This is a genomic window from Chitinophagales bacterium (assembly GCA_041392475.1).
Classification (GTDB): domain Bacteria; phylum Bacteroidota; class Bacteroidia; order Chitinophagales; family UBA2359; genus JAUHXA01.
This window is the reverse complement of record JAWKLZ010000001.1, coordinates 1,852,799-1,866,948: the sequence shown is the minus strand read 5'-3', so window position 1 is coordinate 1,866,948 and position 14,150 is coordinate 1,852,799. Positions and strand designations below refer to the sequence as shown.

Genomic DNA, 14,150 nt, shown 5'->3' with positions numbered 1-14,150 from the left:
ATTTTGCTTACATCATATTGTTTTCCGACTTCTCCAGCCACTTGAATTTGTAAGATAGTGTTGTAGTCAGCCAGATTCCCACCGAAACACTGACAAAATAGCGCAGAAAATTTAGCATTTTGCTGACTTCTAAACTCGAACTTGCTGCTAAAAATTTTATCGCCTCTGCCATACCTCCAAAAATAAACAGAAACAATAAAGTTCCTCCTACAATGGATTGCCAATTGCCAGTATTAATTGGTAGGCTTTCCCTTGACAACCAATAAAATACCAAATTGAAGCCAAACATAAAAGCGGGAATAACTGCAGCTGATTGATGTAAAAATGGAATGAGTAGGAGCGGACTAAAAATGAATATTGCCATTTTGAAATCCATCACATAGGAATTTTTCTTCAAAAATGGCTGAAGTTTGGAAGGCTTCAATATCAGTTGGTAAAAAGCCCATAATATCGCTCCTCCCAATAGATAACCTCCAAGAACATCCGCTATAAAATGCACGCCCAAGTAAATTCTGGAAAAAGGAATCAAAAAGATTAGGGCAATGCTCAAATAAGTGATCCATTTTCTGCGAAACAAAATAGCCAATGCTCCCCAAACACTCACAGCTACGCTTGTATGTCCTGACGGAAATCCATACGAAAATTCTCCCAGGTTACGGTAATAAGAGATGACATCGAAAGGAGGCAATCCAAAGAAAGTGACTGCACCCCGTTTAAAAAAAGGAATGTCCCCATGCCCATGATTAACATAATCAAGTAGTTTCAAACTCGAATCAACGTGAAATGGGCGTGGTAATGCAAAATATTGTTTGAAGAAGAAAGTAAAAACGGCCGTCCACAAAAGTATCTGTATGAGTATGAAGCCTTTTTTGAAGTGAATACCAAAAATTAAAAATGCAATTAGTATCATAAGAAATTCTTGATATCCTAATGCTGTTACGAATTGCATAAAAAAATCAAGGTATTTATTGGAGAAGGATTGTATATAATGGTTAAAATCTGTTTGAAACATAAGCTTGTATGCAATTGTTAAGAAAGATGTGAATAGAAATGCTAATGTAGGAAAAGTTGAGATGTAAAATGAAATTTACAAAATTTTATTGTTTACATTAAACAATTTGAAGCAAAGAAGGTCAAAGGCTATGTGAAATTTTATTGTAAAGTTCATTTTTTAAAGTAGCTTCTAGAATAAAACTTTTTATAGTCTAACAATTATTAAGTAGATTTGCATTAAACATAAAAAACACAAAATTTTTTTTCTTATGAAGAATATTATTGTAATTCTCATCACTTTCATTGCAGTGTCATTCATCACTGTCAACACAATGGCCCAAGAACTCAAACTTTCGCCAAATGGTAAATTAGAAAAAATCTCAGGCCCAACAATGGATTTTGAGCAAGAAACACACGACTTTGGTGACCTTCCTGAAGGACCAAAAGGTATCTATGTTTTCAAATATACCAACAATGGTACGGAGCCTTTGATTATTACTAAAGCCAAAGGATCTTGCGGATGTACAGTTCCTAACCCAACGCCTGCACTAAATGTGCCTGTAATGCCTGGTCAGTCAGGTGAAATCACAGTGAACTACAACACCAAAAATAGAATTGGAACTTTTACCAAGTCTGTTACATTGGATACCAACATCAAAGATGAAGAAGGGAATCCAACACAGGTTCGTATCTACATCAAAGGTAAAGTTTTGAAAGCGGAAGAAGAAGAAACTATGCCAATGTCAGTTCCTTCAATTGTAGAAGAACAGAATTAATATAGGTCTTTACTGACTTGATAAATAAGAATATATCCGATAAGAATTTGTATAATTTTATAATTTAACAAATTTATAAGGATATGTATGCAGTATAAAAAAATAAAACTCCATAGTAATAAGTAAAACTTGCTATGGAGTTTTTGTAATTAGTAAACTCCTCTTTTTGAAGTGGAGAATAAAAAATAACCAACCACAAATAAAATAAATTAATCTCTTTATGCCAAATATTTCACACAAAGGGAAGTTGATACCTGCTTCACCTATTCGTAAATTGGTGCCTTTTGCAGACAAAGCAAAAAGCAGGGGCAAGCAAGTATATCATTTGAACATCGGACAACCCGATATTAAGACACCTCAAGTTATGTTAGAGGCTATTCGCAATTATTCGGATGAAGTCATTGCTTATACTCATTCAGAAGGGCCTTTATCTTATCGCCAAAAACTTGCTGCTTATTACGAAAGCGTAAACATTGAAGTAAGTCCTGCCGATATCATTGTTACTAATGGTGGATCAGAAGCCATTCTGTTTGGCATGTTGGCAACTTTAGATGCTGGTGATGAAGTCATTATTCCTGAACCTTGTTATGCGAATTATCACGGTTTTGCAGCAATGGGTGATATTGTGGTCAAACCTATTACCTCTTTCATTGAAGATAGTTTTGCATTGCCACCTATTGAAGCATTTAGAGATGCGATTACTCCTAAAACCAGAGCTATCTTGATCTGCAATCCGAGTAATCCAACAGGCTATTTGTACTCCAAAGAAGAATTGGAAACATTGCGAGACATTGTGGTTGAATATGATTTGTTTTTATTTGTAGATGAGGTGTATAGAGAGTTTGTTTATGATGGAGAAGCGCATCATTCGATTCTCAATGTAGAAGGATTGGATGAATATGCAGTTGTGATGGATTCTATCTCTAAGCGATACAGTGCTTGTGGTGCGAGATTGGGCTGTTTGGTATCTCGAAACAAAACCTTGATTCAGACTGTTTTAAAGTTTGCACAAGCACGCCTAAGTCCTCCTGTTTTGAGTATTGTGGCTGCCGAAGCTTGCCTGGAAGTGCCTAAAAGCTATATGAATGAGGTGATTGCAGAATACAAGGCTCGAAGGGATATGCTCATTGAAGGATTGAATCGAATCGAAGGAGTGATTTGTCCGAATCCGAAAGGGGCTTTTTATGCTTTTGCTCAATTACCTGTCGAAAATGCCGAAGATTTTTGTCAATGGATGTTGGAGGAGTTTGACCATGAGGGTAAAACAGTGATGATGGCTCCGGGTGCGGGTTTCTATGCCACACCTTCTGCTGGCGAAAACCAAGTACGCCTTGCCTATGTTTTGAACAAAGAAGATTTGGCAGGTGCTTTGGAGTGTTTAGAAGCGGGTTTGGCGGTTTATCCACACCGAACTGTTGAACAAGTCGCTACTGCTTAATGACTCACTCACATTCAATGCTTATTTTTTTAACTCAACACAAGTATTTCATTATGAGAAAGATAATTCCTATTTTGTTTTTAACCTTTTTTTCGTTGGCTGCAATGGCACAGGAAAATGCCGCAGAAGTAGTGAAGAAAGGGCCTGTTATGAAATTTGAACAAAAACACCATGATTTTGGTGCTATTTCATTGAAGGCAGGCAAAGTAACCCACGAATTCAAGTTTGTCAACAATGGTACAGAGCCATTGATTATCTCTGGTGCCAAAGGTTCTTGCGGCTGTACAGTTCCTAAAGTACCCAAACATCCCATTATGCCAGGCGAAGAAGAAACAGTGAAAGTGGTTTTCAATCCCAAAGGTAAAAGCGGAAAAATCAATAAAACCGTCACCATTACCCACAATAGCGGTACACCTGGCGAAAGTACTACTACCAAAATCAGCATTGGTGGAAGAATAGTTCAATAATTATAGTATAAGTTTATTTCAAAAATGATTTACCTCTACGAATACAGCAATCGAGTTTTTTGGGGAACGAACAATGAGGTAAATCATTTTTTGGATTTTTTGAATGATATTTGGCAAAAACGACACCATACGCCCTTTGCTTGGCAACAGTACTCCAGTAGCTCAAATAAAATAGAACCTTCCCTTGATAATAATCTATCTAATCAACAGTTTATAAGCATTGACCGCCAAAATTACCTGCAAGCCAAAAACTATGTAGGTATCGTCAAGTTTGCTTCAAAAACCATTCATCTACTACCCAAGATTTTTTTTGAAGAAGAAATCCAAGCAACGGAAGAAACCTTATCCTTTGTTCATCAACAACTCATGCGTTGGCTGACGTATAGTTCCAAAATCTATTTTCCACTTATTGAAGGTTATTATGAAAGCCATGCGAAAATCGACATTGCCGAAATTATTATTTTCACCTTCGCCCATTATACCCATCAATTGCTTCAACAACAGCAATTTACTACTTATGAAACAGTCAGCAAAAATACAACTTATGTAAAAGGGCGATTGAATACAGCGCAATATGTCACCAAACATCTATCATCGGGCAAATGGCAGGAAATACCTTGTAAATTTGATCAATATGGTTCAGACAATACCTTCAATCGAATCTTGAAACATGCCGTTCTTCAACTGCTCAACATTACCCAAAATGCCCAATCTCAGGACTTATTGCAGCAAATAGTCCAATCTCTCCCCAATGTATTGCTTCAAACATACCAAGCAGAAGACTGCGACAAAGTTCAGATACATTCACTTTTTGAAGAATGGCAATTGGTTTTGAATTACTGCCGTCTTTTTTTGGCAAGTTCTGCAAATTTCAGTAGTCATACATCCACCAAAGCTTTGGCGTTTTTGATACCTATGGAGCAATTGTTTGAGCAATTTGTCTATGGATTCCTTCAAAAACATTTTGCACGTTGGCAACCGACTTTTCAGGATAACAGCACCTTTCTTGCTTTAGATGAAAAACAAAACCCTATTTTTCAACTTCAATACGATATTACGCTTTCCATTGAAGGAGAACCTGTTATTATAGACTGCAAATACAAAGTAATTCATTTTGAAGGTGAAAAGGTGAAAGGCGTAGATGTAAAAGATTTGTATCAAATAGCCACTTATGCAGTACGTAGAGCCTGTCGACAAGTGTTTTTGGTTTATCCCAATATGCTTCAAGACTGCAATGAAAACCCCACAAAATCTTCAAAAAATGCTACCTACTTTGACATTGTAGAGTCGTTTTCGGGAGAAGTTATTCGGGTATGGGTGGTAAAAATACCCATGATTAGCCACAATAACAAAGAGAAATGGGAGAAGGAAATGATAGAGGTGTTTACACAATTATTTTTATGAATTTGTTTTGAAATATTGTTTATTGCTGATTTTCAGTTTTTTAAAGTATATAGATTTTTTTTGCTTCTTTAAATAAAATAATTTATTACAAATTGTTTTTTATTCTCCCTATTATATCCTACTTTTAAGCACATTAATCAACAATCGAACAGGACAATTATGGTTTTCAACTGGGAAGCAGCACCATTACTACGCATTTTATTGCCATTAGTGATAGGCATTTTGCTCTTCATCAATTTCGAAGTTCCTACCCAATTTTTATCCATTACTTTATTGCTACCCATTGCTATTTGCTTCATGATTCTGTTTGTGTTACGCAGACAAAAATGGGCATATCGTTTTCGATGGATTTTCGGAACACTATTGGCATTAGCGTTGATAATGGTAGGTTTTGAACGTACCAAACAAACTACTGAAATACTACAAAAAGAACATTTTAGTCGTTTTTTGAGTGATTCCAGTTTAGTACTGATGCAGTTGGAAGCACCGCTCGAAGAAAAGGAAAAAACCTTCAAAGCAGAGGTGAAAATATTGCAAGTAGCCAATGGAAATCAAATAGATAAGGTAATTGGAAAAGCGTTGGTTTATTTTCAAAAGTCAGAGGATGTAAGTGAATTGAAGTATGGCGATGTGGTCTTAACGAGTAGTACTTTTCGTAAATTGGAAGGACCTAAAAACCCACATGGTTTTGATTATGCCGCCTACATGCAAAATTTTCAGGTCTATCACCAAAGCTATGTTACAACTGATAAATGGCAAAAAACGGATAAAAATTACGCCAATTCTTTCTATCAAAAAGTCTATCAGACAAGAGCCTATTTCTTGAAGATCATTGAAGAAAAAGTAGGTTCTCCTGCTGAAATTGGGGTTGCTTCTGCAATTTTGTTGGGCTACAAAGCCAATTTAGACGATCAAGTGCGAGATACCTATGCCAATACGGGGGCAATGCACATTTTAGCGGTTTCGGGATTGCACGTTGGTATTATTTTCATTCTCATCAACAACTTGTTGTTCTTTTTGGAGAAAATCCACAAGCGGGGTAAAATCCTGAAATTTTTCTTGGTGATTACCGTGATTTGGGGTTATGCCTTCATCACAGGCTTGCCGCCTTCTGTTTCGAGGGCTGCAACGATGTTCACCATCTTTGCAATTGGAGAACTCTGGAATCGAAAATCTTTCAGCTTCAATGCGCTGGCAGCATCCGCCCTTTTGCTATTGTGCTACAATCCGTATATGATCAAAATGGTTGGTTTTCAGCTGTCTTATGCCGCAGTTGCTGCAATAATGTGGCTACAAGGACCAATTTACCGCATTTTTCAGGTCAAAAACTACTTACTTGATTACATCTGGAAAATTTCGGCAGTTTCTATTGCCGCACAGTTGGGAACAGCACCTTTGAGCGTGTATTATTTCCACCAATTTCCAACCTATTTTTGGTTGTCCAATTTGGTAGTCATTCCTGCGGCGGGCATTATTTTGATGGTAGGAGTAGGGCTGTTGGTATTGAGCAGTATTCCGTATGTCGGCAGTTTTTTGGGCAATATTTTGGGAATTGTTTTGCAGGGCTTAATCAATGCGGTTTACAATGCCCTGCAAATCATACAATGGCTACCATTTTCGGTCATTGAAGGGTTGGTTGTCAGTGATTTGCAGTTTTGGCTGCTGTATGGAGGAATGATGGCATCGGTTTTGTTTTTCATTTTTCACCACCTCAAATACCTACAATGGACTTTAGTTGCCATGTTGTTGATGTCGGTTACTTTTGCCTGGCAACAATTTCAATCTGTGAGACAAAAACAGATGGTTGTTTATCATCTTCCCAAACAAAGTGCCGTAGAGTTCATTGTAGGTGATGAATCTTATATAATTGGTAATGAAAGCCTTTTGCAGGAAAAAGACAATGAAACCTTTCAGTACAACATTGCTCCGCATCAATTAATGTCCAGCATTGCAGCCCTTCAAATAGTGCCATTTCCAGCTTTTCATAATGAAGCATCTACTCCCAACTGTCTTTTTTTTGACCCTCCTTTTATCCAATTTTGCAATAAAAAAATCTTGTTGCTCAACGATTCTACTTCAATTCCAGCAGATTTAGAGAAAAAAATGAAAGTAGATTACCTCATTCTCTCCAACAATCCTCGTATCAGCCTCCAAAAAGCACTGGATTGGTTGGATTTTCAACAAGTTATATTTGATGCTTCTAATAACTATAAACAGGTCAGTCGCTGGAAAAGTGAATGTGAACTACATGGATTGAAGTGCCACAATGTGTATGAACAAGGAGCCTTTGTGGTAGATTTTTAACGTTCTTTAGAAGGTACTTTTGCAGATTGGTAGGAGGCAGATAGAAAAATATCCGTAACTTTGTACTTCAAAACCATTCGCCTTCAAATAATAAGAACAACATGTCAAAAACAGATTTATTTCAGCGAGTAGAAGATTCTTTGAATTCCATTCGCCCTCATTTAGAAGCAGATGGTGGAAATGTAGAAGTAGTAGGGATTACCGAAGACCATACGGTACAGATTCGATGGCTTGGCAATTGCGAGGGGTGTCGTATGAGTTTTATGACCATGAAAGCAGGTGTTGAGCAAGCGATTCGGACGGCTGTGCCTATTATCAAAGAAGTCGTGGCAGTAAATTGAAGTGACAACAGATACAATATTTTACCAACAATGAAACAAATAAAATTCCATCACTTATTTTTGTTATGCCTTTTTGGTCTGATGGCTTGCACCAATAATCCACAAAACCAAACCAATGTTTCTTCAAAAAGTACCGATCTGATTCCTTCAATTGAAGTCAAAAAAGTTGTTCCTGCCTTTCAACACCTTTTGGACAGTGCAGACATACAAGGTGTTCTATTGATTTACGATATTGCAGCTAAAACCTACTATTCCAATGACTTCAATCGTTGTGAAAAAGGTTGCCTCCCCGCTTCTACCTTCAAAATTCCGAATTCCATTATCGCTCTTGAAACAGGTGTAGTCGAAAGTGACAGTACCCTCTTCAAGTGGGATGGTGAGAAAAGATTGTTCAAGGTTTGGGAACAAGATTTGATTTTTAGAGATGCTTTCCATGTTTCTTGTGTCCCTTGTTACCAAGAAATCGCTCGAAAAATTGGTGTAGAAAGGATGAATGAATACCTCCAAAAATTAGGCTACGCCAATGGAAACATGCAGGTAGATTCCGCCAATATTGACCTCTTTTGGCTTGAAGGCAACTCCAAAATCGCCCCATTTGAACAAATAAACTTTCTCTCCCAATTTTACAACCTCCAATTGCCCATCAAAGAAAGAACATCCTCTATCATGAAACGCCTAATGGTTATTGAAGAAAATGAAGATTACAAACTCAGTGGCAAAACGGGTTGGGTGATGAATGACAACACAAATGATATCGGTTGGTTTGTAGGGTATTTGGAAGCAAAAGGAAAGGTATATTTCTTTGCGACCAATGTTACACCGAATGAAACGTTTGATATGCAGTTGTTTCCTAAGATTCGACGAGAGCTCACTATGAAGGCGTTTGAGGCTTTGGGCTTGATTGCTGCAAAATAAGCGTTAGATAAGGTTCGATTTTTCATATAGTAAAAGTTGAATCTACAAGAACAGCCAAAGAACCAAATTGTCCTTATCTTTGTCATTAGAGAATGCCATCCTCTAATCTTATTTAAAAAATTAGTTAAAAACATGAGTGTGCAAACAGAAAGAATCAAATGTTTGATATTAGGTACAGGCCCTGCGGGTTATACGGCTGCAATTTATGCGGCAAGAGCAGATTTGAAGCCCGTTATTTACACGGGACCGCTTCAAGGTGGGCAGTTGATGGAAACAACTGACGTAGAAAATTACCCTGGCTATCCCGATGGCATTGGAGGAATTCCGATGATGGAAGATTTTAGGAAGCAAGCCGAAAGAATGGGAACAGAAATTCGCTTTGGTTTGGCCACTTCGGTTGATTTTAATGGAGAATTACACAAAGTAATCATTGACGGTGAAAAGGAAATATTAGCAGATACAGTGATTGTTGCGACAGGTGCTTCTGCCAAATGGTTGGGCCTGCCTTCTGAAGAAAGATTGAGAATGAATGGTGGTGGTGTCTCGGCTTGTGCAGTGTGTGATGGTGCATTTTACCGTGGCTTAGACGTTGCAGTAGTTGGCGCAGGTGATACGGCAGCAGAAGAAGCTTTGTACCTTGCCAATCTTTGCCCCAAAGTGCATTTGTTGGTGCGCCGTGACGAAATGCGGGCTTCCAAGGTAATGCAAAAAAGGGTGATGACCAACAAAAACATCATCATTCATTGGCATACGGAAACCAAAGAAGTGCTTGGTGAAGAAGAAGTTACGGGTGTTAGAGTAGTTCAAAATCAAACAGGAGCGGAATCGGTTATTCCTGTTCAAGGTTTTTTTGTAGCGATTGGTCACAAACCCAATACCGACTTTTTGAAAGGTTGGCTGGATATGGACGAATTGGGCTATTTGGTCACCAAACCTGATAGCACCAAAACCAATGTTAAAGGCGTTTTTGCTTGTGGCGATGCCCAAGACAATATTTACCGACAAGCGGTGACAGCAGCTGGAACAGGCTGTATGGCTGCATTGGATGCAGAGCGTTATTTATCTGCAAAGGAATTTGCGGAATCAGAAACGGCTGAGGAAATTGTTGAAGCATAGGGAAATTTAAAGTGCAGATTCAATTGTTATTGATTTTGATTGTCAGGCCTTTACATGAATTATGTAAAGGCTTTTTGTTTGTAAAAACATCACTTATTTATGGTTATTTTCAATTATTTAATTGGTGAAATTAGGGTGAAATATAACTAATTTGAAACATATTTCTTTAGACTTTAACTTAAAGCCTTTTTGTACAAAAAAAATATTTCAGTACATTATTAAGTAATTTCATCAAATGCTGTTATATTTGCTTAAAATATAGATTTAACAAACAACTATCTAAAATACTATTGAATTCCAAAGAAAAAATACGAAAGAAACTGCAAATTATTCTGGAAGAAGACCCTGATAATGTTGATAGAATTATTCAACTATCTAGTCAATTAGCTTCCCTTGATAAGAATAATGTTCGTTTTTCAGTCGATGCTGGAGTTATTGATCGTTTAGGTAGAGAATTAGTTGCAAGGCAAGAAACCGCAGTTTCAGAATTAGTTAAAAATTCCTATGATGCTGATGCAATATTAGTTAAACTAACTTTTTACAATTCGGATACTATAGGAGGGCGGTTAAAGATTGATGATGATGGACTAGGAATGACAAGAGACCAGTTGGCAAATGGTTTTATGAGAATATCTTCTACTGATAAGATTCACAATCCAACTTCAGAAAGGTATAAAAGGCAACGAGCGGGGCAAAAAGGAATTGGTCGATTTGCGGTTCAAAGGTTAGGAGAAAAACTTACTATTATTACACAAACCTTAAATGGTGACAAAGCGCTCAAGCTTTCTATTAATTGGGATGATTATAAAGGGGATATCAATTTAAACTCAATATCTAATTCTTTAGAAGAAGTTAATAAGCAAAGAGAAGAAGGAACAACATTAATTATTGATGGATTACGGGATAGATGGTCTAAGGCTGCAATTCGTAGAATATACAGATATGTTTCAGACATACTTCAACCTTTTCCACTTTTTAAAGGTAAAAAATCGAAGCCAAATAGTAAAATAGTTTCTATTTTAGAAGAGCCAGGTTTTAACGTAAAGTTCTTTAAAACAGAAACAGGCAAAAAAATTGAAACTATTGCCGATAATCAATCAATGATTTATGATTATGCGTTAGCAACTATTAGTGGATATATAGATGATAAAGGACTTGGTATCTATTCTATTGAAAGCAAAAAACTAGAAATTGATGAAATTGGGGAAATTGGTAACGACCCTGATGATAATCAGATTCCTTTTAATGAATTGAATAATATTCAATTTATTGCATATTATTTTGTGTATAATTCTGGATACATTCCTAAAATGCAGGAGGGTAGTATAAAAAAATTAGCTCATACTAAAGGAGGTATTAGATTGTATAGAAACGGGTTTAGAGTTTTACCTTATGCAGAACCAGGAAATGATTGGTTAAAATTAGATGAATCTGTAAAAAGAAGGTCAATCCTTCCTGTTCATGGGAATCAGAACTTTTTCGGTTTTGTTGACATTTCTGATGATAGTAATATATTTAATGAAACATCTAGCAGAGAAGGGTTAGTTAATAATGAGTCATTAATTCAACTTCAAAACTTTATTTATAGAACTTTAATAACTGGCATTATTAAGGTTGCTCAAGTCCGAAAAGTAAAATTAACTACTAATCAAAAGAAAAATGATAAAAATGAGTGGGATTATGAAAGTATCGAAGTAAGAATTAAAAATATAGCTTTTACCTTAGATAAGTTAGATGAAGAATTAGAGAAAGAAGAAGGCAGTATTCAAGCTAAAAAGAAAAGAAAGAAGAAAATTAAAGAAATTAAAAAGAAAGTAGATGAATTACAGGAGATTCAGAAATCAGAGCAAGAGAAGTACATAAAAGAAAAGTCAATGCTTAGGGTTCTAAGTAGTGTTGGATTATCAATAGCTCAATTTATACATGAGATAAAATATTATATGAAGAATATCAGTCATGATATAAAATTTCTAATTCAACATCTGAAAGACAATAAGATACTTCTCGACAGAGCATTAATTATAGAAAAAAACTTTGCTTCCTTTCATATATATACATCCTATTTTGATACGGTAGTTTCTCAAAACGTAGTTAGAGATTTGATTCCCATAGAAATACGAAATGTAGTTAGACCCTTTGTTAACTCTATTAAAAATGATGCGGAGAAAGCAGGTATTCAAATAAAAGACCCTGTATTTAACGGCTACCTGCTTTATTTAAAACCTATGCATCCTTCTGAATGGTCGTCTATTTTATTCAATTTTTATACAAACTCTAAAAAAGCCATTAAAAGGACAAATAGGCAAGGGGAAATATTAATTGAGTGTGGAATAGAAGAAGATAAAATTTATTTAGAATTTTCTGATAATGGAGATGGTATTCCGAAAGATATTGAGGATAAAATATTTGATGAATTTTTCACCACTACATCTGCTAAAGATTTCGATATTTCATTAGATTTCACTGAAATTGCAGGAACAGGCTTAGGATTAAAAATTGTAAAAGATATAATCTCTAGTTATAGAGGCAGTATAAAAGTTGTTTCTCCAAAAGAAAATTACTATACATGTATTAGAGTGGAAATTAACAAAGCAACTAATAAAGAATTACAAAAATATGGCTTATAAGGTATTGTATGTAGAAGATTTAGAACCTGATACTATTATTAGTGAATTAAAAGCACAAGGGATAGAAACTATTCATAATGACCCAAAAACTCTTGAAAAAATTCTATATAGCATCAATAGTGATATAAGTGCATTAATCTTAGATTTTAGATTAACTAGTAAAGAGGCTAAGTTCGATGCACCTACTATTGCTCAAACACTTAGAACAAAAAACTCTCATACTTATAGAAATATACCCATTATCTTATTATCAAGTGAAGATAATATTACAGGGTATTATGAAGATTATTCTAGTCAGGATTTATTCGATTTTTCTGTTACTAAAGAAGCATTTAGAGCCAATCCTGGTAAATACTCAAACAGAATAAAAAGCTTTATTGAAGCATATAAAATAGTTCAAGAATCAAACTTTGACTATAGTAAAATATTAGGTTTAACTGTTGAAGAGTATGAAAAAATAGATTATAGAATATGCTCATTTTTAAATCATTCAAATATAAAAAACCACACATACGCTGTAGCATTATTTATTAATCAAAATATTATTCAACCGACAGGACTTTTAATAAATGAAAATATATTGTCTGCACGTTTAGGAGTCTGCAAAAACTCTCCTGATTGGAGTAATCTAATAAACAAATTAGAATCAGCTTCTTATTCAGGTATTCTTAAAGACGTATTTCCTAGATGGTGGATGACTAAGATTGAAAATTGGTGGGGAAGCATTAATTCCACTCCTACATCTATAAGGAGATTAAATGCTATACAAAGAATAGAAATTATAAAACAGAATACAGAGCTCTGTAATTTAACCCCTCTTGAACCTACTCCACATTCTAAAAGTAAAAAGTTTTGGACAGTGTGTATAGATACTAATAAAGCTATCGACCCAATAGATGGATTGGAATTATATAGAAGAGAATTATTTCCTTGGCAGGATAAGGAATATATCTCTATCAACGCAGGTTTGGAAGCCACTAAATCATTGCCTTTTGTAAAGCCAGCAGGTAAGAATAGATTAAAATTAATAGGAGAACAAATTAATCAAAATGGATAAATACTCAATTACTATAATCTCACAAGATTTGTCAATATTAGTTAAATTAATCGAGAAATACGATATTCCAGGTGACTACAAAGCTTTAATAAATTTAGAAGCGACTATCGACTTTATTAATGATAATAAAATAGAAGTTGAAAACATTGAATTTTTTATAGAAAAAAAAATATCTGGTACTAACCCATGTACTATTGAAAATATTGCTGTTTTCTTTCAAAATATATGTAAATTTACTCCTGAAAACCTTACTCATAATAAAGATGTCATTACTGAATATTCATTTCAGATAGATATAGATGGGTATGATGAGGAGGCAAATGAATATAAAAGTTGTTGGCATTTAGATAAAAATATTCCTTCTACTCCTCCCAAATTTACACATCCATATTATCATTTTCAATTTGGTGGGAATACACTTGAAACGTGTAATGCGGGAGAACTGATTATTTTAGGCTCTCCAAGATTACCTCACCCGCCAATGGATTTATTTCTTGGATTTCATTTTATCATAAATAATTTTTTTAGCTCAAAAGATTATACTTTTGTCAACGAATTATTAAATGACGATGAGTATCAATCAATAATTAAAAGGGCACAGGAAAGAATGTGGACTCCATATTTTAATGCGTTTGGTAGTACTGGTAATTTGGATTATACATTGAATAATATATTCCCTTTGTATATAGAGTAAAAATTAATGACGAGCAAA

Annotated in this window: 12 protein-coding genes; 11 read left to right on the top strand and 1 reads right to left on the bottom strand. The window is 35.2% G+C overall.

Annotation, left to right across the window (positions count from 1 at the left end):
* Positions 1–7: 7 nt before the first annotated feature.
* Positions 8–949 (bottom strand): phosphatase PAP2 family protein, encoded by a 942-nt coding sequence (locus R3E32_06750; protein MEZ4884424.1) that lies wholly within the window; start codon positions 947–949, stop codon positions 8–10.
* A 313-nt stretch (positions 950–1,262) separates the two neighbouring features.
* Between R3E32_06750 and R3E32_06745 the strand changes: the two genes are divergently transcribed.
* The 11 genes from R3E32_06745 to R3E32_06695 all read left to right on the top strand — a co-directional run bounded on the left by R3E32_06745 (position 1,263) and on the right by R3E32_06695 (position 14,132).
* Positions 1,263–1,769, top strand: coding sequence for a DUF1573 domain-containing protein (locus R3E32_06745; protein ID MEZ4884423.1), 507 nt, complete (start codon positions 1,263–1,265; stop codon positions 1,767–1,769).
* Positions 1,770–1,989: 220 nt separating this feature from the next.
* The gene (locus tag R3E32_06740) at positions 1,990–3,207 is read left to right on the top strand and encodes a pyridoxal phosphate-dependent aminotransferase (protein ID MEZ4884422.1); all 1,218 of its coding nucleotides are present in this window, start codon (positions 1,990–1,992) and stop codon (positions 3,205–3,207) included.
* 53 nt (positions 3,208–3,260) lie between these two features.
* Positions 3,261–3,674: a DUF1573 domain-containing protein gene (locus R3E32_06735; GenBank protein ID MEZ4884421.1), complete on the top strand. Its 414-nt coding sequence runs from the start codon at positions 3,261–3,263 to the stop codon at positions 3,672–3,674.
* A gap of 24 nt (positions 3,675–3,698) precedes the next feature.
* Positions 3,699–5,078, top strand: coding sequence for a hypothetical protein (locus R3E32_06730; GenBank protein ID MEZ4884420.1), 1,380 nt, complete (start codon positions 3,699–3,701; stop codon positions 5,076–5,078).
* Between the two features lie 159 nt (positions 5,079–5,237).
* Complete coding sequence (locus R3E32_06725; GenBank protein MEZ4884419.1) at positions 5,238–7,382, top strand: ComEC/Rec2 family competence protein; 2,145 nt, start codon at positions 5,238–5,240, stop codon at positions 7,380–7,382.
* Between the two features lie 101 nt (positions 7,383–7,483).
* The gene (locus tag R3E32_06720; GenBank protein ID MEZ4884418.1) at positions 7,484–7,723 is read left to right on the top strand and encodes a NifU family protein; all 240 of its coding nucleotides are present in this window, start codon (positions 7,484–7,486) and stop codon (positions 7,721–7,723) included.
* A gap of 30 nt (positions 7,724–7,753) precedes the next feature.
* Positions 7,754–8,638 carry a class D beta-lactamase gene (blaOXA, locus tag R3E32_06715; protein MEZ4884417.1) on the top strand — a complete coding sequence of 295 codons (885 nt, stop codon included), beginning with the start codon at positions 7,754–7,756 and terminating at the stop codon, positions 8,636–8,638.
* 132 nt (positions 8,639–8,770) lie between these two features.
* The gene (trxB, locus tag R3E32_06710; protein ID MEZ4884416.1) at positions 8,771–9,754 is read left to right on the top strand and encodes a thioredoxin-disulfide reductase; all 984 of its coding nucleotides are present in this window, start codon (positions 8,771–8,773) and stop codon (positions 9,752–9,754) included.
* A 290-nt stretch (positions 9,755–10,044) separates the two neighbouring features.
* Entirely contained in the window at positions 10,045–12,381 is a 2,337-nt protein-coding gene (locus tag R3E32_06705; protein ID MEZ4884415.1) for an ATP-binding protein, read from the top strand.
* Positions 12,371–13,438 (top strand): hypothetical protein, encoded by a 1,068-nt coding sequence (locus R3E32_06700; protein ID MEZ4884414.1) that lies wholly within the window; start codon positions 12,371–12,373, stop codon positions 13,436–13,438. The genes R3E32_06705 and R3E32_06700 overlap by 11 nt, the downstream gene beginning before the upstream one ends.
* Entirely contained in the window at positions 13,431–14,132 is a 702-nt protein-coding gene (locus R3E32_06695) for a hypothetical protein (GenBank protein MEZ4884413.1), read from the top strand. The genes R3E32_06700 and R3E32_06695 overlap by 8 nt, the downstream gene beginning before the upstream one ends.
* Positions 14,133–14,150 lie beyond the last annotated feature (18 nt).